We start from the raw sequence: 20,557 nt of genomic DNA on the forward strand, positions 1-20,557 counted from the left end.
AAAATCGGGCTCACGCATCACGGACGCAAACGAAGTCAGACGCAATTCAGAAAATGACTCCGTATCAATTGAAACTGCTTGGTTATGAGTCGCGAAAACGGCTAGAATCGTGATGATGAAGTGTCCAACGTGTTGTTTTCGAAAGATTGGGAGATTGTAATCATGCCGGCTTATCACGTTGAGCGATCGATACAGATTGATGCTCCGGTGGAGAAAGTTTTCGATACGGTTGTCGATTTCAGTACGTGGACGACGTGGTCACCGTGGTTATGCGTGGATAAGAGCGCTGAAGTGACTGTCAGCGCCGATCCAAATTCGGTGGGTTCCCAATATGCCTGGGTCGGCGAAGTTGTTGGTCAAGGTGAGATGGAACATCTTCGGTTGGATCGACCTCGAAGCATTGCAGACGAAATTCGGTTCGTGAAACCGTTCAAGTCGAAGTCCAACGTTAGCTTTCGTCTTGAGTCGATTGGCCAAGGTGCGAAGATCACATGGATAATGGATGGCAATTTGCCGTGGTTCATGTTCTGGATGCGATCGCAAATGGAAACGTTCATTGCGATGGACTATGACCGTGGTTTGCGAATGTTGAAAGAGTACATTGAGACTGGCACGGTGCTCTCGGAAACGGAAGTTGTGGGGGTTGAATCGGCCGATCCTATCACCGTCGTGGGTGCTCATAATTCCTGCGTTCTCGAAGCAATCAGCCCTGCAATGGAAAAAGCTTTCACTGCAGTGATCGATAGTTTTTCCGAAGCGGGAATCTCGACAGAGACTGAGATGATCAGTGTCTACCACGATTTCGATATGAAAAGCGGGCGTTTTGAATTCACAAGTGGATTTGCGGTTGCACCGGGTTGTCATTTGCCATCCGGCTTGGTGTCCCGCGATTTGGCTGGAGGCAAGGTGCTACATTTGCGGCACATTGGCAGTTATGGAAACTTGGGCAACGCGTGGAGTGGGGCCTATCAATACGCCCGCTACAAGAAAATAAAAATTCTGAAGCAGGCTGGGTATGAAGTTTATCGCAACGACCCCAAGACGACGCCGGTCGCGGAGCTGGTTACCGACATTTATCTGCCGATAAAATGACCGCATCGGCAAGCCTGGTAGTTTCCTTCACCAGCGTCTTCACACGATCGGCGATTTCATCGTTGGCCAACGAGTCGCCTTCGAATGCATCGCCGGTCGCATAGATAAATCGTGGTACGATCAGGCAGCGAAAATCCAACATCAAACTATTCGCCAATCCCATCGCCGACATGTAGCTGCCTTGCCCGCCCGCAGACAACATCATGCTTACCACTTTTTCGGTCCACGCTTGTCCCGTTAGCTCGATCGCATTTTTCGCAGCCGCATTGACGTCAAAGTTGTAAACGGGTGACGCGATAAAAATCGCTTTGGCAGATTCAATCAAGGATGACAGTCGTTTGACGTTCTCGTCGCCGTAAGCGGCAGCACCATCACAGGCGGGCAACGGCGTGTCCGATAGATCGAACATCGTGACTTCGCGTCCCGTTGACCGGAGTTCGTCAGCGCAGGCTTTCGCCAGGATGCGGCTGCGACTATCGGGGTTCAAGCTAGCACTGAGAACTAAGAACATTAGGGTCAAGGCCTTTTGGGATTGGGTTGAGAAGCGATATTTCTATTGTAGTGCTTCGTGAACTTTGATTCTTGCGTTTGCCGAAGTGAAAGTGGCAACGAGTCTTTCGCGGCCGAGGCTACGATATTGGACTCGTAGCCTCGTCCACTACACTTGAAATGAATCTCTAGCGGGCCCGAACATGTTTGCAGGCATGACAATGTCTTCAAGCTCTATTGGGCGGCTACCCATTTGATTCCACGCTCAAGAACCTCACGAAAACCCGCATTGCTTTGGGCTTCTGGATTGTCGCCCAATGTCAATACGAACACACGACACTTGCCGAATTCTCTGGCCCAAGCAACTTCTTTCATGATGTCTTTGTGTTCTGACGTTAGCAGAATGGTGCTCTGGCCGTCATGCTTGCCATGCAGCACGTAGCCCTCGTCAATCGTGTTGAAATCTGCCATCCCAAGGGTGATCGGATGCTCCGTGTCGGCCACTTCAATTTTCAGGTCGAGCTCCGGCTTCCAGCTGAAGTTGCGTTCATCGTGGCCAATCACCCGATCCCAAAAATCCCACTTTTCCCATGCCAAAATTGCGTGATGCAGGATCACAATCCCCTGTCCTCGCTGGACAATCCGTTCCAAGGTCGCCTTGGCGTCACCGGCAAAATGGGGGCCGACCTCTGGGGCCTCTCCTCGCTCCATCCCGTAGAAGACCACAGCATCGTAGGCGTCACGGACTTCCTCCGAGCTTGATGCGAAATGCTCCATGTGTTGTGGGTAGGCATCCACGCCCGGCACTTCGCGAAACAGCCTATAGAACTCCGGCACATCAAACGCATGTCCTCCGGTAACGACGGCAATACGAACTCTATCGGTTTCGTTCCGAGTTCCATCGTCGTTCGGTTCAGGGGATGGCGTTGTCGGTCCCGAGCAGGAACTGAAAAAAATAGCCGAAGTCAATGCCAATAGAATTGGCCAAATCCGAAGTCTCATGGCAACTCCTAATCTTCCCCACTGTCAAAACGTAGGTAGAGTTCAGCGAGGTATTTGTCCGTGATAGGGATTCGTCTATTTAGTTAAAGACGTAATCGTGTGTTTCTCTACACCTTCAAAGGTGAGTTGAATCGGTTTGATGTGTCCATTGGAGTCGAACTCCATCCGGTCGATGCAAGTAACTCGATGATTGGCGTCCGTTTCACCAAGGGGTCGCCGATGATAGATGGCATACCAGAGATCCTCATTAGGCTCATGGATGACCGAGTGATGTCCCGCTCCTGTGGCTACCTTCGGGTCCTGCTGCAATACCTTGGCAATTCGTTTGAACGGGCCCAATGGCGAATCGGCGATGGCATAGGCTACGCAATAGTTGGGCCCACCCCAGCCGCCTTCCGACCACATGAAGTAGTACTTCCCATTTCGACGAAACATGGTGGGGCCTTCCACGTAACCATCGGGAGTAATCTCTTTGAACACGGTTCCGTCGTCGAAGGGTAGGAAGCCCGTGAAATCATCCTTCAACTTTGCGATATTGCAGTGCGACCAACCGCCATAAATCATGTAGTATTGGCCGTCCTCGTCAAGAAATGCAAATTGGTCGATTGGTTGTGCACCATTGTGAATCTTGCCGATCAGCGGTTTGCCGAGATGATCCGTGTACGGCCCCGCCGGATGGTCGGCCACGGCAACGCCGATGCCTCCGATTTCTCCATCATGCACGTCATTGGCACCAAAGAAAAGGAAATATTTTCCTGACTTTTCAATGATCGCGGGAGCCCACAGAGCGCGGCGAACCCATTTCACAATCTTGTTATCCAGAACTCGCTCGTGCCGCGTCCAATTCACAAGATCCGGCGAGGAAAATGCGTCGAGGTGCAACTGCTCATCATAGGCCGCGGAAAAGGTGGGGAATATCCAGTATTCGTCACCAATAATAATACCCTCCGGGTCCGCATACCAACCGGGAACGACTGGGTTTCCAGAAGTCGCTTTTTCCGAAGTGGTATCGCCTAGGGCTGTTTGCTGCGTAAACAAATGAGAAACAGGAACAAGCAAGCTGAGGAAAAGGGGGAATATAAACTTTATTTTCATAAAGAATTTCTCGTTTGTCTCAGGTAGATCATTTGCGCAGGGTGAAGATCCAAACACGGAACCAATGGAAACGTCGCGACCGCAAGCAGAGTGCTCGACTACGCTAGCGACGATGTCCAAGAGCAAAGGGGGAGGGGCAAAAAAACGCATCTTTCTGTCCGATCCAATTGTTCTCTTGTTTCGTTGGTGGTTTCTTTGTTGGCGAGTATACCAAAGCGAGTGTTTCGGAGCCAACGCTTCGATTCATGCTTGCGGGGTCAATTCGTTAGCGTATTTGGGATGCTCCATTATTCGCTGTATGACGCAAGCCGTCGGTTTTTCCCACGCCGAGACAGTGCCTGGTGCGTCTGACCGCTTCATCACTCCAATGCCGATCAGATGAATGGCTCGGCGTTCTTTGCTAAGATATTGCTCGGCTATTGCAGTAAATCAGAACTTCAATGCTTACCTACCATCTTCCACTATCTCTCCTTGGAACTGAATCCATGCTCCCTCCCTTTCAACTGGTACACTCGATCGGCGTTTGTTTGCGAACTATTTGTTGGACAGCTTTTTTGTGGTTTGTTGTTGGACCTAGTGCGGCCGTTCTGGGTCAAGACATGGCGATTCGCGACCTATCGGATAAGTCGGTTGGGATTTTTGATGGTGAGCGACCGGTGTTGGTTTATAACCATGGCGTGATGGTCGGTGAGCATGTTCCCAAGCAAGACCATCGTTGGAAGCGGGCCTGCTATATTCATCCCGTATATGATCTTAGCGGTGATGTGTTGACCGAGGACTTTCCGAAAGATCACTATCACCATCACGGCGTGTTTTGGACTTGGCCCTACGTCAAAGTAGAAGACAAAACTTTTGATACCTGGCAAGGAACCGGTATGGATCAACGGTTTGTCCGTTGGATTGACCGCAAAGTGGGTGTTGATGCCGTCACGTTAGCTGTCGAGAATGGATGGTTCATTGGCGAGAAGAAAGTAATGATCGAACAGGTCGAGATTACTGTGAATCGGGCTGGCGCCGATTCACAAGCAGTCGATGTGCGTTTGCTACTGACGCCTACGGAACAGCCGGTGACACTACAAGGGAGGGGTGGAAAAAGTTACGGTGGTTTGACGATGCGGTTTCGTAGCAAAGCTAAGGAAGACGTGACGATCACCGTCCCAACTGGGCGCACCCGAGAAGACCTTAAAATGACGCCGCTTCAATGGGTGGACTACACATCAAAGCATTCTGATGCCGACGACATGAGTGGAGCCACCGTGATGATTCACCCTCAGCATCCCGATTATCCACCGATGTGGTTAACGCGGCACTATGGTCCACAGTGCGTGGGGTGGCCTGGTGTCGAAGCTCAGACGCTTGTGCCAGGCGAAACAACTCAGCTGGATTACCGAATTTGGATTCACCGCGGTTTACCAGAACTCGAGCAGCTTAAAAAAGCCTACGAAGATTATTCGTCCAATGCAAATTAACACGGGCCTACGTAATCAGTAGGCATGCTTTCGTACACCTCTAAGTTCGATGGTGAACAAACGGCATGCCTTAACATGCAATTCCAGTGCATGTCAAAGATGTTGGTTTTGGGGCTGGCCGGTCACCCTATCTTATGCACTGGTGTTACAATCAATGTGTCAAATGGGGTATGAATTCCACACATGTTTGAGGGCAAAGATATGGTCGCCCACGTCCAGCCCGTTTATCAGTACAGCGTTGATGAAGCGGATATTATCATCCGCGTAAACGATTGGTGGATCGCATTTGCCAAAGAAAACAACGCGGCGGTTCTAGACGAACCATCGGTGGTTGGGCATGCGGTCTGGGATTTTATCGCTGATGAACCCACACGAATGTTGTACAAGGAAATTCACGAGCAGGTCCGGAAATCTGGGATTCCGATCACGGTTCCATTTCGTTGCGATTCACCAACGTTAAAACGCTTTATGCAATTGACGATAGGGAAAAATCCGCGAGGTCAATTGTTGTATGAAAGCTCCCTGATTCGCGCTGTGCCTCAGGCTCGTTGTGCAGTACTGGATTCTCAACAGAAACGGTCCAATGCATTTCTTACCATGTGCAGTTTCTGCAAGCGGTCTTTGGTCGAGCCATCGGGTTGGTTGGAGATGGAAAATATCTCACTCAAGCTACGACAGTACGAAAGGCAAACGGTTCCTGAATTGCGATATACAGTGTGTCCAGTCTGTGTAAACCAGTTGCGCGTATCGAAACAGTGACTTTTGCCATGGAAGTACGGCGTCGGCGCTGCGGCAAGCTCCATCGTGAAGCCGCATTTTCACTTGGACGCTCTTTCGATGTAGCTCGTTACTTTGGTGAATCCGTTTCCCTTATCCAGACGGATGATCGAGTGGTCGAACGACCGTTGCTGGATTTGGCGGCGCGATTTTGCCTCGCATAATACGGGATAGCAGTGAATCGTGTGCCGTCGGCCCATGCGCCGCGGATGAGGGTGACTCCGTCCAGAAGATCCGCCTGCCAATCCGATGTCAAAGTGGCCTTTCGGTCCAACGACTTTCCTAACTCCTGGTCCACGCTTTCAACGCAATAGATCAAAGGGCCACGCCGTAGAGCAACTTGTCCTCGGGTCGCTTCAATGTTGTCGATCCCCCGAATCCGCTGGATCTTCATGGGCAGCACGAGATCGATTTTGTCGCCGGGATTCCAGACTCGTGTGATCACGGCATATCCGTTTTCCAATTGCGGTGTGCCTACGGAACCGTTGACCGCGATGGATGTGATTCCGTCTGATTGCGGTTCGCTGGTGTAGAGTTCGCTGACGCAGTGATCAGGAACTCGAATCCGGACGCTGAATTCCCGTTGCTCGGTCGGGTTGACGGTGATCGACACGTCACCGCTCCAAGGGTAGTCGGTCTGCTGGATCATTTGGACATCGGTGTCGGCAACGTCTCCGACTGAAACGGTGCTACCAACAAATAGGTTGACATAGATACTGTCGGCGCTCTTGCTATACATCCATGTGGGCAGCATTAACAACGTGCGAGGAATGTTCCCAACGCAGCATGGACATCCATGCCAATCGTAGCGAAGTTGATTGATATCAAGTGGATTTTGGTAGTAGAAGTTTTTTCCCTCTAGATCGATGGAACCAAGTAATGCGTTGTAAAGCGTTTCTTCGTACAGATCCACGTACTTGGCTTGATGGTAAGGCAAATGCAACTTGTGTTGGAAGAAAATCTCACCACAACTGGAACACGATTCACAATATGCGTTATGACGGAGTGAGTAGTCAGGTCCAAAGCCCTCGGAGGTTTCGCCGCTGCCGAGTCCGCCGGTGACATAGTATTTCCGGTTGACCATATTGTCCCACAACGACATCACGGCGCTTTGATAATCCACATCGCCGGTTTCCATGGCAACATCAGCCATGCCGGCGTAGGAGTAGGAAGCACGTACGGCGTGTCCAACTGCCTCGTACTGCTGGGTCACAGGCACGTGGCTTTGGTCGTACTCGTCTCCGTCTTTGCGATTATCTAGCAAGAACTTTGCAAGTTCGATGTAGTCGTCGCCTTTGCCGGCTCCTTCTATCCGGTTGACGAATCGGCCGAAGCGTACCAACGCAATTTCCATTGCTTGGTGTCCGTCGTACCAAGGTTTTTTTGGCGCGGGGCCTAGGTGATCACACCAGCAATCCGCCAATTTTTTTGCTGCGTCGTAAAGTCGTGCGTCGGTTTTTTCGGTTAGCAAGTAGTGGGAAATTGCCGCTTCAAGGAAATACCCAGCGACGTATCCTTCGTGATCCGCTCGGTGCCTGGGTGACCAGCGCGGATAGTCACCGAGCGTAAAGAATGTCTGGATATAACCATCGGGCTCCTGGGCTGCCAAGATCTTGGGAATCCAGTCGTCCATCGTAGCCCGCATCGACTGTTGTGCTTCGATGATCTCGGCATCGCCTTGCGGATCGACCATTTGGGCGATGCAGATTGATTCGATCGTGTTATAAATCCAGGCATTCGAAAAGACATGCCCGCGATGTTTCTGAAAAGGTTTCCCTGCCAACTTGTTACCGGCGTCAACGAAATTATTGATGCCGCCTTCCCGCAATTCGGGGTCGGATATTTTGCGAATGCAGTGTGGAATCCAATTCACGATCAACGCTTTTGCACGGTGATTCCACAATGGGCTGTCGATCGTGTAGTGCTTGGTGTCGATGAGTTCCAGTTGTTGTTTTGGTGGCGGTGCAACCACTTTTACCGCCAATGTGGACGAAGCAAGCAACGGACCTTGCGTGGCCGTCATCTCTAACACGTAGTCGCCCAACGTAGAAAACGTGGCAGTCGTCACCAGCGAAGCGGGATTGGCAAAGTTCACCTCGCCAGGCCCCGAGGCCTTCGTCCATGTCACTTTCGTTTGCCTGTCGTCCGTCGTCCCTAGTGTTTTTAGTTTTGCCTCTAAGAATGACTTCCCGCCCAACACAACCGTGCGATCGATACCGGCGTCTACGGTTGGGGGGAAGGCAGGCGATTTGCCGGAATCGTAGACTCGCCATTCAAGGATGCCCGTTGAGAAGTTGCCATCCCCGTCTATCTCAAGTCGAAGTTCAGACGTATCGACTTCTTCGAAGGTCGTCGTATTGAATTGACTGGCCGCGACTCCGAGGCCCGAAGCTTTCTTTACAGGCACAAAATTTTCACCATCCCAATACAGCAGGCGGCATTCCTTGGGGAGCCGGACTCCTTGGTGATCGTCCCACCAGAAGACGTCCACTTTTTTGGTGCTGATGGGTTGGCTCCATTCGTACTGGACCCATTGAGTCCCTCGGCTAGGCCAGTTCCCGTAACTTCCCTGTCCGCGGACGTGGGAACTGTCTGGCGAGTGGCCGTCATTGAGTGCTCCCAAAGACGTGTCCCCCGACACATGCGAGCTAGTGGGGGTAGCTACCACAGCAATGTTCACATCGGAAGCAACCGCAGCAGAGTGGAAATAGGATGCGATCAATATCACGATGGCGAAGCATTTTTTTAAACACATGGTTTGATTGGCCTTGTACTGAGCAACTTGAGATATTCAGGAGTTCAAGACGAGATGAAAGCGAAGGGGACAGCGACGTCCACGAACCGTTACCCAAAGGACACACCACGGTTTGTGGCGGCTCATCCATCGATTGTTGAAAGCGTAGTGCTTTTATCACAACGATTGGTCGAGATCACATCGTAGCGGATTTTAGTTCCACTATGGTAGCTTGCATCGCTTGAAAGGCAGACGGTTGAATACCGTTTTCCATCAAGTCGGCACCGGATCGGGTTTTGCCTTCGTCAACCAGCGGGGCTCGTCCTTCGACGCAATGTGTTTCAGTAATCGTGTAGGTGCGATTGGGGTCCAGCCCTTGGGGCTTTACGGGACCAAGCGTTTCGTCCTGCAATTGAAAGATGAAAACCACCGCGTGCGAAAGGTCAGCGGTGACGTAATTTTGGACGCAACGGGGTGCATCATGGGGCGGCTCCACGCGGTACATGTCGCCTAATTGAACCACCTCACGAATCTGCTTATAGGAATCAATCGCATTGCGGCATACGGCCCGATCCGCTGCGGAAAGTGAGGCGACATCAATGTCCATGCCAAATCGAGCACTCATCGCAACACTGGTGGCAAAGTGCATCGGCCGGTTGCCTGAATGGGTTACGTGACTGCACATCGCAATCGAGGGAAAGAAATAAGAATAGTCCCATTGCATCCTGACGCGGCGAAGAGCATCGGTATTGTCACTTGGCCAAAAATCGTGGAAGTATTGCAGTGCGCCGTAGTCCACTCGTCCACCGCCGCCCGAGCATAGCATCAACTCAACCTCCGGAAACGCTTCGGCGGTTTTCTTCATCAAATCGTATAAGTGGCGTGTGTAATCGATCCACAGGTGTGTCTGTTGCTGGGCCGATAGGTACGACGATCCGGGTTGAGTGACATAGCGGTTGGCATCCCACTTGGCGTAGCTGACTCCGGGAACGCCCAATGCGCCGTTGATCACGGCCCACTCGTGTTGACGGACTTCAGGACGAGTGTTGTCGAGAATCAATTGGCTACGTTGGAGTTGGAGATCGCGATTCGGTTGGCGGATCACCCAATCAGGATGCTGTTCATAGAGCTCGCTCTTTGGGTTCACCATTTCAGGCTCAATCCAAATGCCGAATCGCAGGCCGCAGTCCACTGCTGCTTGTGCTAGCGGTGCGAGTCCTTTGGGAAAACGCTTGCGATTTGGCTCCCAATCACCCAATCCCGCTCTGTCGTTGATCCGCGGATGCTTGTTGCCAAACCATCCGTCGTCGAGCAAGAACAGTTCAACACCCATCTGTTTTGCCGGGCCGTATAATTGAACAATACGATCAAAGTCAAAGTCAAAGCCGGTTGCCTCCCAATTATTGAGCAACGTCGCTCGGGGCTCGTCCCCATCGCGAATGCCATGCTCGCGTGCCCACGCATGGAACTTGCGGCTCATCTCGCCAAGACCGTTTTCACTCCAGACCCAAATCATGGTGGGCGTCGTAAATGTTTCATTTGGCAACAGGGTATACGCGGAGGCATTCGGGTTCACGCCACACAGAGCGCGAACACGGTCACCCTGGTGATCAAAGGCAAACTGGAAGTTGCCCGACCAGGCAAGTGACCCAGTCAGTACGCGGCCAGACGATTCGTTTGGTTCGCCATCGAGCGAAAGCACAAAGGAAGGAGTTCGGAATTGATGAGCCCGCACACCCAAATTGGAATCAAGGATTTTTGTGCCGGGCGTCAGCGGTTCGCTGATCGGATTCATCTCGTCGTACCAGTCACCGTGAAAGTGCTGAAGCCGAATATGGTCGGACGAAAGCAACAGTGACGATGACGCCATCCGTTCCAATACGATAGGACCGTCTTCATGATGCGTGATCTCCGTCCACTGCTGAACGAGATCACGGTCGCGATAGATGCGAAAACACATCACGACATCAAGCGGAAGGGCCTCGTCGCGTAAGTGAATTCGAACCACTTCGATGTCGCCGTGGGATTTGCGTTCGGTCCGGACATACTTCAAGGATGTCGAGCGATTGCCGTCGGCATGCACGACTTGGAGTGCCGGTTCAAACACATAGCCGTAACCTCCTTGTGGGTAAGCCGTGTCTTGGGGGCTATTGGCAAATTCGGCTCCTGATCCCCCAATCATTGTTTGGTTCAGTCGGCCGTCATCAGCGACGACGAACTCGAACGCCAACGATTTTCCTTTGATTTCGATCGTTTCATAAGGCGGAAGTGCAATGGGTTTTGGAGCGTTCGGCTGCATCGTGAATTTCGCTTCCGCCCAGTCGCCGTGATCGTCTCCTGAGCCGTCGCCGGCATCATCAACGCGTAACTCCAACACATCGACTCCACGCACGTCCAGATCGATCGGGCTCGCAGGGCTGTCTCCTTGGACCGTTCCACTTTCCCAAAGCGTTTCTCCATCGGCAATGATTGCGAATTCAACTGAACCCTTGCCGTTTGCACTATCGTCCACTCCGGCAACACAGGTAAACCGATCGCCCTTGCCGTTTAGCTTAATTCGCATTTTGCTCGGTGAATGCGTCCCGATACCATGTTCGAAAACGTCACCACGGATAGTAAGCGGATTACCAGTGATGCCGCGATCGGCTTTGATCGCTCCCCACCCGCATGTTACTTGTGAAAGGTCCAAAGACGATACCGGTACTGTCCGGGTTGCATCAATGATCGCTTGCAGCAATGACTTATCGCCTGGCACATCATTGTCGAGCGACCAAATCATTATGCCACCAAGTTGTTGGTCGATTGCATATTCGGTTTTCGCTCTGATCGTAGGGATTCCGTTGTGCCAAATGGTCGTTCCAATTTCGTCAACGAGTTCCGCTCCCGGATACTTGGACAAAATCGTGTCGTAGCCGATTCCGCCGTTTTTAAAGTCTTCACCGAATCCATATCCATAAAAGGGAACGCCTAAAACCGCCTTTGATTTTGGCAGTCCTCGTCCGATCCAGTATTCCGTATTCGATTTTGCGAACTCCAACGAGGAATGTTGACCTGGTGCGTTAGGGTTCCAGGATCCCGCTGCATCGTAGGCCATGATGTTGACAAAATCGAAACGGGAAAGTGTGGAATCGGAGACTCGAGCGCCGCCATAGCCTTTTGAAAGCGCCGCGGTCAACTGTTTGCCTTCTGGTTGAAAGGCCTTCGCCAGTTCTTCTACAAACGGTCCGTAGTCCTCCGTGATTGACGGACCTTCGATGTCGACATCCAAACCGTCAAAGTCGTGTTCCTTTACGTACCGAATCAGATGCTCTGCGAATCGTTTGCGATGATCCGATGAAAGAAGTTTCTGATAGCGTGCTTTAAGTTCTGCGTTGCCAGCGGCGGAACCGCCACCGATCGAAATTAACACCTTCACATTATGTTGGTGTGCCTGTTTGATAAGTAAGGCATTCTTTGAATTGAACGATAGCTTTCCCTCGTCGTTAATCGGATTTTCGAACGCGATATTGATATGCGTTAATGCCTCATAGCGAATCGTTTGCGAAAACTCGCTTAAATCAATCCAATTCGGAACATAAGCAACGACACGGAAAGGCTGCGTGGGTTCTTGTGCATTGCAGACGAAAGTTGTTACCAGAAAAATCAGACAAGCAACAAGATAGTTGCAGAGTTTACGAATGCTCATTGGGGGGGCGTCTCGGCAGGCATGGCAGGCGAATGGGTAGGGAGGAATCCAAAATCCTAACAGACGGGGTCTTGGATGACTACTTTGGCGACGAAGTCTCTCTGGGGCACCCGGGTGGGGGCAAGCTCTCGGTCGTGCCAAGTTGGAGATCACTTCGGAAATGCCCGTGAATGATACAATCGGCGAAGCACACTCGGAGTCTGTCTCTCGGCCATGACGAGAGCACATGGAAAGGCGGATATAGGGCGGTTTGTTCCGATTCGTTGAGGAAGTTGCCGAAACGGCTCGGTCGCCATCGAGGTGTCGAACCCCCCAACTCGTAAGAGACACAAACTGATGGAAAGCAAAGGGAGTTCAACGCAACGCGTTGATCATAGCAGTGAATTGTCGTCCAATTGCGCGAATGTCTCTTGGATTCGAATCGTTTGGGCACGACTCTTGGTTGGCTGGATCGTGCTTATTTGCGCCGAGGTCTTCTCGGGGGCGTCGTTGAAAATGGGCCTGTGGCATCCGTGGACGTTAATCGTTACGTATTGGTTGTACTTTGCTCATTTTTTTCTGTTCACAACGTTGGCTGTGCGTACGGGCCGTACATCGTTGGCGTCTCTGTATCTATGGGGAGTGCTGTTTGGGCTTTACGAATCTTGGATTACGAAAGTCATTTGGCACGGCTACGGCGGCGATGGCAAACTTGTATTGGGAAGTATCGGGCCATATGGGTTCTCTGAATTAAGCATGGTCTTCCTGTTTCATCCAGTAGCCTCGTTCCTGCTTCCGTTAGCGGTGACATGTTTGGTGTGCCCGTCGTTGCGTGGGTTATTTCCGGATCTGGTGTGGTTCACTGGAAAGACCCGGGGCGTGCGACTGTTTCTGTGCTATTTGCTGTTCTCATTGCCGCCGATCATCGCGATGAATTCCGGTGGTCCGTTGAACTTGGTCCGCAATCTGGTTGTGGTGATCGTTGTACTGTTCGTCTTAAATCGGCTGTCACGGCCTGCGCTGGCGGGACCAAATTGCGATCGGATTGTGGTGTTCGGTCGGCGGGGCTTTGTGGGGCTTTGTATCTATTTGGTGTTACTGTACTTGGTCACCTATTTTGGCCTGCGCCCGGAAGGTATGCCGTCAGCCTCTGTCCAGTTGGCGACGGGTGTGTTTTACGCTTTGGCCATCATCGGTCTTTGGCGGCACACTGCTCGCGAACCGATGCCTGATGAATCGGTTCCGGTGGATCCAATGGAAATGCGGCGAGTCAAAACCTTTTTTGTTGTCTTGATGTCACTTTCATTAGTATTGTCGTCGTTCGCGGGATGGCCCGGTTTGTTTGTACCGATCATGCTGAACTTTGCGTTATGGACTCCGTTGGGGTTTTTGCTGACGATTTTGGCTTGGTTTCGCGATGGCAAAGCAAGTCCAAACGACAAGCTTGATGAGGAACCACAGCCCAGATCTTTTTTGCGACGAGCAACACGTTTGGCGGGTTTTGGATGTGGTGGTGTTGGCCTTTTGTTCGCCACATTACTGGGTTTGATCTACATTTTGATTGGCCATTCGGTCCCCAAGACGTATCCGACGATCGAGCATCCAATCGCAGCGCCCCCTTTAGCGGCCAATCTTGGTGGTGGGCTTGAGGGTTTCGATTCACCTTATGTCGGGCACACCGGAAGCTGGGATGGCAAGGGCGGCGGAATGTTTGGATCGTCTAAGTTGTCGGACTTGGATACGGAAGTGGCGATGGGGCTTCGCTGGACATTCATGAGCGTTTACTGGAGTTCCATGGAACCGGACGGACCGGTCGATTTAAGCAAAGGAATTCCGCCCGCTTGGCAAGCACTTGACTCATTTGTTATCGCTGCTCATCAGCGGCAACTGAATGTTCTGATGCAAGCTCCGGTTGTTGGCGGCAATGCGGGTGGGCCTCCGCCTTGGGCTGGCCGGCGAGAACCCGGTAAGTCGGCACCCGAGAACATGGACGCATTGGCCGATTTTGCGAGTAAGCTAGCCGAGCGGTATCGCCCCGGCGGAACACTTGCGCAGCGCGAGGGTTGGGATACAAGTTATGGCATCCGAGCATGGGAGTTGGACAATGAGCCGGAAGCCTACCGTACGCATTGGAAAGGCCAAGCAGCGGATTATGCCGAGTTTGTGGCCAAAGCGAGTTCGCGGATCAAGGCGGCTGACCCTCAGGCGTTGATTGTGGCACCCGGTGTCGCCAGCGGTGATCACGTGGTCCCCTGGCTTGAATCCACATTGGATGTGGAAGGCAAGAACGGCTCTCCGACCTTCAAACAGAACGGCAATTCCTACTCGATCGGTCCTGCGGTGGATGTCGTTAGCTTTCACAATTACGAAGGCCTCGACACGTTTTTTTCAGGTCACGATATGACCGTGGGTCGTGCATTCCAAAAAGTGCGAGGCGTGTTCGAAAAATGGGAGGACCGTTCGCTCGGATATGAATACTCTCGAAAAAAAGAATATTGGCACACCGAAGGCAACTTCGATTTCGTCGGTGCGTTGTCCGAAGAGCGTCGTGCCGCGTGGCGGTTTCAGTTCTTTACCAGAGCCTTTGCTGCGGGGATCCGGAAAGTGGTCGTGATGGATGCTTCGCCACTAGAACAAATTGCGGTCAAGGCCTACGTCGAAGTCCTTCCCAGGCCATTTCCCATGTTGGCCGCAAGCGATCAAATCGAAGTAGTCGATGGCAGCGCGGTTGCTTTTCAGTGTCTCGATGGCGACGGGGTTGAGGCTGGGCGGGTATGGATTGTCTGGGCGCAAGCTGACACGGGGGACGCGATGATCGATCTTCCTGTCATCGGCGATCATGTGCAAATTGTTTCGGTGGGCGGTCAACGGGAAATGAAACCGGCATCGCAAGGGCGCGTTCGACTGTTGCTCGGTGGCGACCCAAAAATGCCAGCACCGGTCTTGGTTGTTGATCGAGCAAAAGAGGGTAGCGGTGCAGAAATCGACATCTGAATTGTTTCGGCTAACACTCGGATGTCAGACAACGTGGAAGTCTATGTTCGTATCGTTGTTTCCTCTGGTTTTGCCGAAGCACGAAAAAACCGCGTTTCGCAAGAAACGCGGTTTCAAAACTCTCAGTATCTAAAGCAGACTTGCGCAACGGCAAGGCTTGCTAGAACTCCGTCTCAATCGTTTCTTTGGCGCCTCTCGTTGAAAGTGCTCCAAACAAACCGTAGGGGCTCATCGATCCGGGGGCTGTATAGCCTGAACCACGACGTACGGTAGGCGTGTGGGGATTACCACCTTCGATTGAGTCGGTGATGAACTTGACCGCACCGTCGCCCATCAAGACGTGAGCACCACCTTGATGTCGGCTTGATGGGGGAAGCTGTCCAATTCCAGAGTCGCTACCTCCCATGCAGGAATAGTTGTTGGGTGGCAGAATGGCATTGAAGCTTGTGTACAATGGCGCACCGTCTGCCCAACGTCCACCGCGAGTTTGGTTTCCTGAACGGATGTTGCTAGTCGTTGAACGCCAGAACTGAGGACGCAAAGGATCTGGATCGTCCCTGCAAGGCAATATGCCACCATGCATCTGTCCCCAATCTCGTTCGGTCCGTGGAGCCGTTCGCGTGTCACGGTCGCCAAGGTCCGTTGCGATTTCGCCGCCCATCATCGTATTTGCCAAGCCATCAAGTACGTCGCGGAACCTCATGACTTGGCGACCAACAAACATTCCGCGGCAAGATTCACGGACTTCTGCGGCAATACCGTCGTGCCACCGATTGTTATCAAACCGGATTAATCCAGTGTCATTGCGGTGAGTTGCATCACCAAGACACACCGTGTAATTCGTGCGCCCCATGGTTGGTGAACCGAACCCAGGATCGCTTGGGCATCGGAAGGTTGGAACGTCGGTCATCCAAGGATCGTAGCCTGTCGTCCAAGGAGCGGGACCCATTGCCGGCCAAGGGTCATTGGGATTGCCGTCGGCGAATGGGTTGCTTATTTGCTCCCAAAGCGCTTGTTGCTCAACGAATGGCAAAATGCCGATCAGCCAAGAGAGTCGAAAGCGGTTGTTGCCTTGTGCGGAGATCCGTCCGGTACCACCGCTGTTGCGTCCTGTTGCATTTACGATTCCGTACTGCCAAGTTCCACCTAGTTGCATAGGCAGTTGACCGAACGCGGACTCGTAATTGTGAAAGCCTAAACCAATTTGTTTGAAATTGTTGCTGCAGCTCATTCGCCGAGCTGCTTCGCGAGCTGCTTGAACAGCCGGAAGTAATAAACCAACAAGTACGCCGATGATCGCAATAACCACCAGTAATTCCACAAGGGTGAAGCCCTTGCGACAAGATCTGGACATGTCAAATTCTCCAAAAAGAAAACGAAACGAAACGAAAAAATCACTCAATCGGGTGACTTTGTTATGGGCTAAACGCGGAGGACGAAAGACGTGACGCGCTAGCGACGTGACAACTATGTGTTGTCTTGAACAGCTTCTTCCATCTGCTTGTCGTAAGCATCATATTCAGCCTGCATTTCTTCCTCGGTCTTATCCGGTTCGATAACCGTTGGCGTGGTGTTACGACCACATCCGACTGCGGAAAAAGATGTTAATGCACAAACAAACAGCATCGAAACAATACAACGCATCGCGAAACTACCTTTCAATCAAACAACGGAGGTCAAGGAAAACGCTCGTTCGGACCCTGCGCCAATAAACAATAAATCAAAGAGTAAGGGGATACTCACCATTGTTCTCGGGGGCACCAAATAGCGAATTTGACTAGACGCACGCACGCATGCATCTTGCTATTTCGTTCAATACCTATACCGAATCGTTCAACGAATTGGAGGTATTTGATTCTGGTGGGCTATGTGGTGGCGGGGGGGGACAAAAAAACGTAACTGTTTCAACGTAGACGCAATGTAGACGCGATGCAACGCTTCATCGGTCTTTTTTTTAGAGAGTTGACTAGGCGGACAATATGTCACACCTGAGAGGGTGGGAGGGGGGCGGTTTCTGAGTGCTTGTTCCTTGGTTGAGGTACCGTCTTCAATAAGTCAACTTCGAAAACACGCGTGTCATATCCGAAGAACGTTACATCGAAGGAACTAGCTGCAATTCAGCATTATCAAACTAGTTGCCTTATGTCGCTGACGGAATTGTTGCTCAATGTGGTTGGTAGGCTCACTGAAGCACTGTTACGCCAGGCTGCGAAAAAGGGGGCGGGCAGAAAATACGACGCGGCGTATGCCTCCTTTTTAGGTACCCCGAATTCGTCCATGGGAATTTGCTCTTGTGCCCTTAGAAGCTCTTGTGCCCCTAGAAGAGCGTGTAGATGAACGGCGCGGCTCCTCCGGCAGCGAGCAGGCTGATCAGTCCAAGCAGCAACAGCGAACTAATCAGTGGCACCAGCCACCACTTTTTGTTCTCTAGCAAGAAGTGACCGAATTCGCGCACAAGACTGTTTTCGCCTCGCGAGGCTTCGCGTTCAAACTCGGATTGCTGTGTGCCGTCGTCATTGTCTTCTGTTTTAGTCATCAGTTCGCTCAATATTGTCTGAAATATTGTCTTGGGTCTTCCTTGTTCGCATCACTTCTAGCCGGTCGGTCTTTCCAAAAGGATGTCGTACCATCGGTTTTGCGCAGCCGAAGCGGGTCATGGCCAAAAACTCGTAACAGTAAGCCAATCGGTGTTACCAATGCAAAGAATACGATGCCAAACAGAAAATGCCCCACGGTCCAGGCAATCGGAAACGTGATTCGTTGCCATGCCCGGATGATCGGCAATTTTGTGCTCGGCATCACATAATAAACAACGGTAACGAAAATCCCGATGCTTAAAATTGCCTGTCGGATCGCTCCTGATGGCACGACCGAGAACGCTAGTATGGCCAAGACGGCTCCGAGCGACAATCCAAACCAACGCTGCATTGATTCAGTAGGAGGTGACTGCAAATCAATCAATGGCATCAATCCGGCTCCAATGCAGAGAGGTAATGTTCGCTCGTTTTACGCATTGCTTCCGGTTGGTTTTCTTTCAGGAACACATGATCGCCGACGACCAAGACGTCCATCTCCGTTGCCATGAAGCACCGGTAAGCGTCAGCCGCACTCTGCACGATTGGCTCACCGCGGACATTGAAGCTGGTGTTGATCAAAACCGGACATCCGGTTTGATGATAGAACTCAGTGATGAGTGCGTGATACCGCGGGTGCCGTTCTGGATCGACTGTCTGAACTCGAGCGGAATAGTCCAAGTGTGTTATCGCAGGCAGGTCACTTCGCGGGTGCCGAACCCTCTCAACCCCAACGAAGGACTGGTCTTGTTCAATTCGTTTTTCCGGGTTCACAAACGAGGTGAATAACATGTACGGCTGGTCTGAATTGGGCTCGACCTGAAAATGATCGTGGGCACGCTCTCGAAGAACCGACGGAGCGAAGGGCCGGAACGATTCCCGGTATTTGATCTTCAAGTTCATTGTTGTCTGCATCTCGGGATTCCTCGGATCACCCAAAATGCTACGGTTCCCCAATGAGCGTGGCCCGAATTCCATTCTGCCTTGCGCCCATCCCACAACATGGCCGTTGGCAATCAAGTTAGCGACGTGGCTGCACAGTTCTTTTTCGGTTGTGTAGTGCTTTGCAGTTGCACCCTGATGGAGCAACGCTTCGATTTCGTTTTGCTGATCAATGGCAGGACCAAGAAACGATCCCTGTTGCGAATCCTGCGTACATGGCACCCGATGGTTTCCGAGCATTTGGTGCCAAATGGACCACGCAATTCCCAACGCGCCACCCGCGTCGCCCGCCGCAGGTTGCACCCAAATGTGTTTGAATGGTCCCTCACGCAACAATCGACCGTTCGAGACACAATTGAGGGCGACTCCACCCGCCATGCACAAAGAATCCAAACCCGTTTGCTGATGCACATACCCGGCCATCCGAAGGACAATGTCCTCGGTAACGGATTGGATGCTTGCTGCGATATCCATGTCAACTTCACGCACAGGCGTATCCGGCAATCGGCGTGGGACCCCTAGCAATCGCTCAAGTCTTCGGCCCGTCATTCGCAACTTGTGGCAGAAGTCGAAAAAATCCATATTCAGTCGATAACTTCCATCGTCAAAGAGCGTTACCAATTCCTCGTGAAACAGAGACGCGAACCTTGGCTTTCCGTAGGGGGCAAGTCCCATCAACTTGTACTCACCCGAATTGACTCGAAATCCACAAAAGTATGTAAACGCGGAATAGAGTAGGCCAAGCGAGTGCGGAAAACGAATTTCTTGCTTCAAATCAAAGCGATGATCGCTTCCGATACCCCAGCAAGTCGTCGCCCATTCACCGACACCATCAATTGTCAGAATCGCAGCTTTCGGGAATGGGCTTGGAAAGAACGCGCTAGCGGCATGCGACTGGTGGTGTTCACAAAAAACGATACGACGCCGGTAATCGCCACCCAGCTCTTTTCGAATCTCACGAGGCAAATGGAGTTTTGTTTGTAGCCAATCAGGCATTGCCCGAGCGAAAGAGCGGTAACCTCGAGGAGCGTAAGCCAGATAAGTTTCCAGCAACCGATCGAACTTCAATAATGGCTTTTCGTAAAAGCCGACATAATCAATATCGGCAATCCGAACATTGGCATGATCCAAGCACGCCTTCAAGGCCAAAGTTGGAAACGAAGCGTCATGCTTTTTTCGGGAAAACCGCTCTTCGCTAGCAGCAGCGATCGGATGCCCGTCTTGAATTAAGGCAACGGCCGAGTCGTGATAATAGGCGGATATGCCAAGGATCAAAGTCATGGAGATTCGGTCCTTTCCGCCTCTCTGGCCAGCGTTGTTTCGCTCTTCGATTCATCTGGTGTGAAGTCAGCGAGTAACAACGCGACCTCTCTAAGACGGCATGGCGTCATGCTGTAGCCAGGTACAGCTGCGTTAAACACCGGGATTTCGCGATTGCCGAATCGATTGCCGTTTGATAACGCAGTTCTCAAGTACGCGACAAAGGTCTCGCCCGTCGTCAGGTACTACTCCCGCGTAAGTATAGTTCGCATAAACGCCTAGACGAAGCCCTCGAACAATCCAGGAAGCCAGAAAGCCAGGGCAAGATCGTTGGTCACGTCCGCGCCGGGCGGGCCGCAATCGCAGCCTGCGATCATTCAGGATGAGCCTAGCCCGGATTATTCACGGCCGCTGCTTCGCGGGGTGATTGGCAACTGAATTGGGTTGAGTTGGTGTAACCGTGGCT

General features: G+C 51.9%; 14 protein-coding genes. 4 read left to right on the plus strand and 10 right to left on the minus strand.

The window, feature by feature from the left end:
* Positions 1-162: 162 nt before the first annotated feature.
* A complete protein-coding gene (locus tag CA13_RS19810; RefSeq protein ID WP_146399552.1) occupies positions 163-1,092 on the plus strand; it encodes a GyrI-like domain-containing protein in 930 nt (309 codons plus the stop codon).
* Here CA13_RS19810 and CA13_RS19815 read toward each other — a convergent pair.
* From CA13_RS19815 to CA13_RS19825, 3 genes are all read right to left on the minus strand, one after another.
* Positions 1,064-1,603 (minus strand): NADPH-dependent FMN reductase, encoded by a 540-nt coding sequence (locus CA13_RS19815; RefSeq protein WP_146399554.1) that lies wholly within the window; start codon positions 1,601-1,603, stop codon positions 1,064-1,066. The genes CA13_RS19810 and CA13_RS19815 overlap by 29 nt on opposite strands.
* Before the next feature lie 212 nt (positions 1,604-1,815).
* The gene (locus CA13_RS19820; RefSeq protein WP_146399556.1) at positions 1,816-2,583 is read right to left on the minus strand and encodes a ThuA domain-containing protein; all 768 of its coding nucleotides are present in this window, start codon (positions 2,581-2,583) and stop codon (positions 1,816-1,818) included.
* Between the two features lie 75 nt (positions 2,584-2,658).
* Complete coding sequence (locus tag CA13_RS19825) at positions 2,659-3,678, minus strand: glycoside hydrolase family 43 protein (protein ID WP_146399558.1); 1,020 nt, start codon at positions 3,676-3,678, stop codon at positions 2,659-2,661.
* 599 nt (positions 3,679-4,277) lie between these two features.
* Here CA13_RS19825 and CA13_RS19830 point away from each other — a divergent pair.
* Positions 4,278-5,147 (plus strand): DUF6807 family protein, encoded by an 870-nt coding sequence (locus tag CA13_RS19830; protein WP_419194600.1) that lies wholly within the window; start codon positions 4,278-4,280, stop codon positions 5,145-5,147.
* Between the two features lie 183 nt (positions 5,148-5,330).
* Positions 5,331-5,906, plus strand: coding sequence for a hypothetical protein (locus CA13_RS19835; protein ID WP_146399562.1), 576 nt, complete (start codon positions 5,331-5,333; stop codon positions 5,904-5,906).
* An 88-nt stretch (positions 5,907-5,994) separates the two neighbouring features.
* Here the strand turns inward: CA13_RS19835 and CA13_RS19840 are convergent, their stop codons facing one another.
* On the minus strand, positions 5,995-8,679 hold the full coding sequence (locus CA13_RS19840) for a glycoside hydrolase family 127 protein (RefSeq protein WP_146399564.1): 2,685 nt from the start codon (positions 8,677-8,679) through the stop codon (positions 5,995-5,997).
* A 175-nt stretch (positions 8,680-8,854) separates the two neighbouring features.
* Positions 8,855-12,343 (minus strand): alpha-galactosidase, encoded by a 3,489-nt coding sequence (locus CA13_RS19845; RefSeq protein ID WP_419194601.1) that lies wholly within the window; start codon positions 12,341-12,343, stop codon positions 8,855-8,857.
* Positions 12,344-12,679: 336 nt separating this feature from the next.
* Here CA13_RS19845 and CA13_RS19850 point away from each other — a divergent pair, with 336 nt between their 5' ends.
* Positions 12,680-15,316: a glycoside hydrolase 5 family protein gene (locus CA13_RS19850; protein ID WP_146399566.1), complete on the plus strand. Its 2,637-nt coding sequence runs from the start codon at positions 12,680-12,682 to the stop codon at positions 15,314-15,316.
* Positions 15,317-15,476: 160 nt separating this feature from the next.
* Here the strand turns inward: CA13_RS19850 and CA13_RS19855 are convergent, their stop codons facing one another.
* The 5 genes from CA13_RS19855 to CA13_RS19870 form a co-directional block, all read right to left on the minus strand.
* Positions 15,477-16,670: a DUF1559 domain-containing protein gene (locus tag CA13_RS19855; protein WP_146399567.1), complete on the minus strand. Its 1,194-nt coding sequence runs from the start codon at positions 16,668-16,670 to the stop codon at positions 15,477-15,479.
* A 113-nt stretch (positions 16,671-16,783) separates the two neighbouring features.
* Positions 16,784-16,960 carry a hypothetical protein gene (locus CA13_RS35425; protein WP_419194602.1) on the minus strand — a complete coding sequence of 59 codons (177 nt, stop codon included), beginning with the start codon at positions 16,958-16,960 and terminating at the stop codon, positions 16,784-16,786.
* A gap of 673 nt (positions 16,961-17,633) precedes the next feature.
* Positions 17,634-17,852, minus strand: a complete 219-nt coding sequence (locus tag CA13_RS19860; protein ID WP_146399569.1) for a DUF5989 family protein — start codon at positions 17,850-17,852, stop codon at positions 17,634-17,636.
* An 8-nt stretch (positions 17,853-17,860) separates the two neighbouring features.
* Positions 17,861-18,283, minus strand: a complete 423-nt coding sequence (locus CA13_RS19865) for an SxtJ family membrane protein (protein ID WP_146399571.1) — start codon at positions 18,281-18,283, stop codon at positions 17,861-17,863.
* Positions 18,283-20,112 carry a carbamoyltransferase family protein gene (locus tag CA13_RS19870; RefSeq protein ID WP_146399572.1) on the minus strand — a complete coding sequence of 610 codons (1,830 nt, stop codon included), beginning with the start codon at positions 20,110-20,112 and terminating at the stop codon, positions 18,283-18,285. Before CA13_RS19870 ends, CA13_RS19865 begins: the two co-directional genes overlap by 1 nt.
* Positions 20,113-20,557: the final 445 nt, after the last annotated feature.

The sequence above is a fragment of the Novipirellula herctigrandis genome (genome assembly GCA_007859835.1).
GTDB lineage: Bacteria > Planctomycetota > Planctomycetia > Pirellulales > Pirellulaceae > Novipirellula_A > Novipirellula_A herctigrandis.

Coding starts and splice junctions, on each gene's coding strand:
- CA13_RS19810 (WP_146399552.1), top strand. CDS start 163: ATGCCGGCTTATCACGTTGAGCGATCGATACAGATTGATGCTCCGGTG.
- CA13_RS19815 (WP_146399554.1), bottom strand. CDS start 1,603: ATGTTCTTAGTTCTCAGTGCTAGCTTGAACCCCGATAGTCGCAGCCGC.
- CA13_RS19820 (WP_146399556.1), bottom strand. CDS start 2,583: ATGAGACTTCGGATTTGGCCAATTCTATTGGCATTGACTTCGGCTATT.
- CA13_RS19825 (WP_146399558.1), bottom strand. CDS start 3,678: ATGAAAATAAAGTTTATATTCCCCCTTTTCCTCAGCTTGCTTGTTCCT.
- CA13_RS19830 (WP_419194600.1), top strand. CDS start 4,278: ATGGCGATTCGCGACCTATCGGATAAGTCGGTTGGGATTTTTGATGGT.
- CA13_RS19835 (WP_146399562.1), top strand. CDS start 5,331: ATGTTTGAGGGCAAAGATATGGTCGCCCACGTCCAGCCCGTTTATCAG.
- CA13_RS19840 (WP_146399564.1), bottom strand. CDS start 8,679: ATGTGTTTAAAAAAATGCTTCGCCATCGTGATATTGATCGCATCCTAT.
- CA13_RS19845 (WP_419194601.1), bottom strand. CDS start 12,343: ATGAGCATTCGTAAACTCTGCAACTATCTTGTTGCTTGTCTGATTTTT.
- CA13_RS19850 (WP_146399566.1), top strand. CDS start 12,680: ATGGAAAGCAAAGGGAGTTCAACGCAACGCGTTGATCATAGCAGTGAA.
- CA13_RS19855 (WP_146399567.1), bottom strand. CDS start 16,670: ATGTCCAGATCTTGTCGCAAGGGCTTCACCCTTGTGGAATTACTGGTG.
- CA13_RS35425 (WP_419194602.1), bottom strand. CDS start 16,960: ATGCGTTGTATTGTTTCGATGCTGTTTGTTTGTGCATTAACATCTTTT.
- CA13_RS19860 (WP_146399569.1), bottom strand. CDS start 17,852: ATGACTAAAACAGAAGACAATGACGACGGCACACAGCAATCCGAGTTT.
- CA13_RS19865 (WP_146399571.1), bottom strand. CDS start 18,283: ATGCCATTGATTGATTTGCAGTCACCTCCTACTGAATCAATGCAGCGT.
- CA13_RS19870 (WP_146399572.1), bottom strand. CDS start 20,112: ATGACTTTGATCCTTGGCATATCCGCCTATTATCACGACTCGGCCGTT.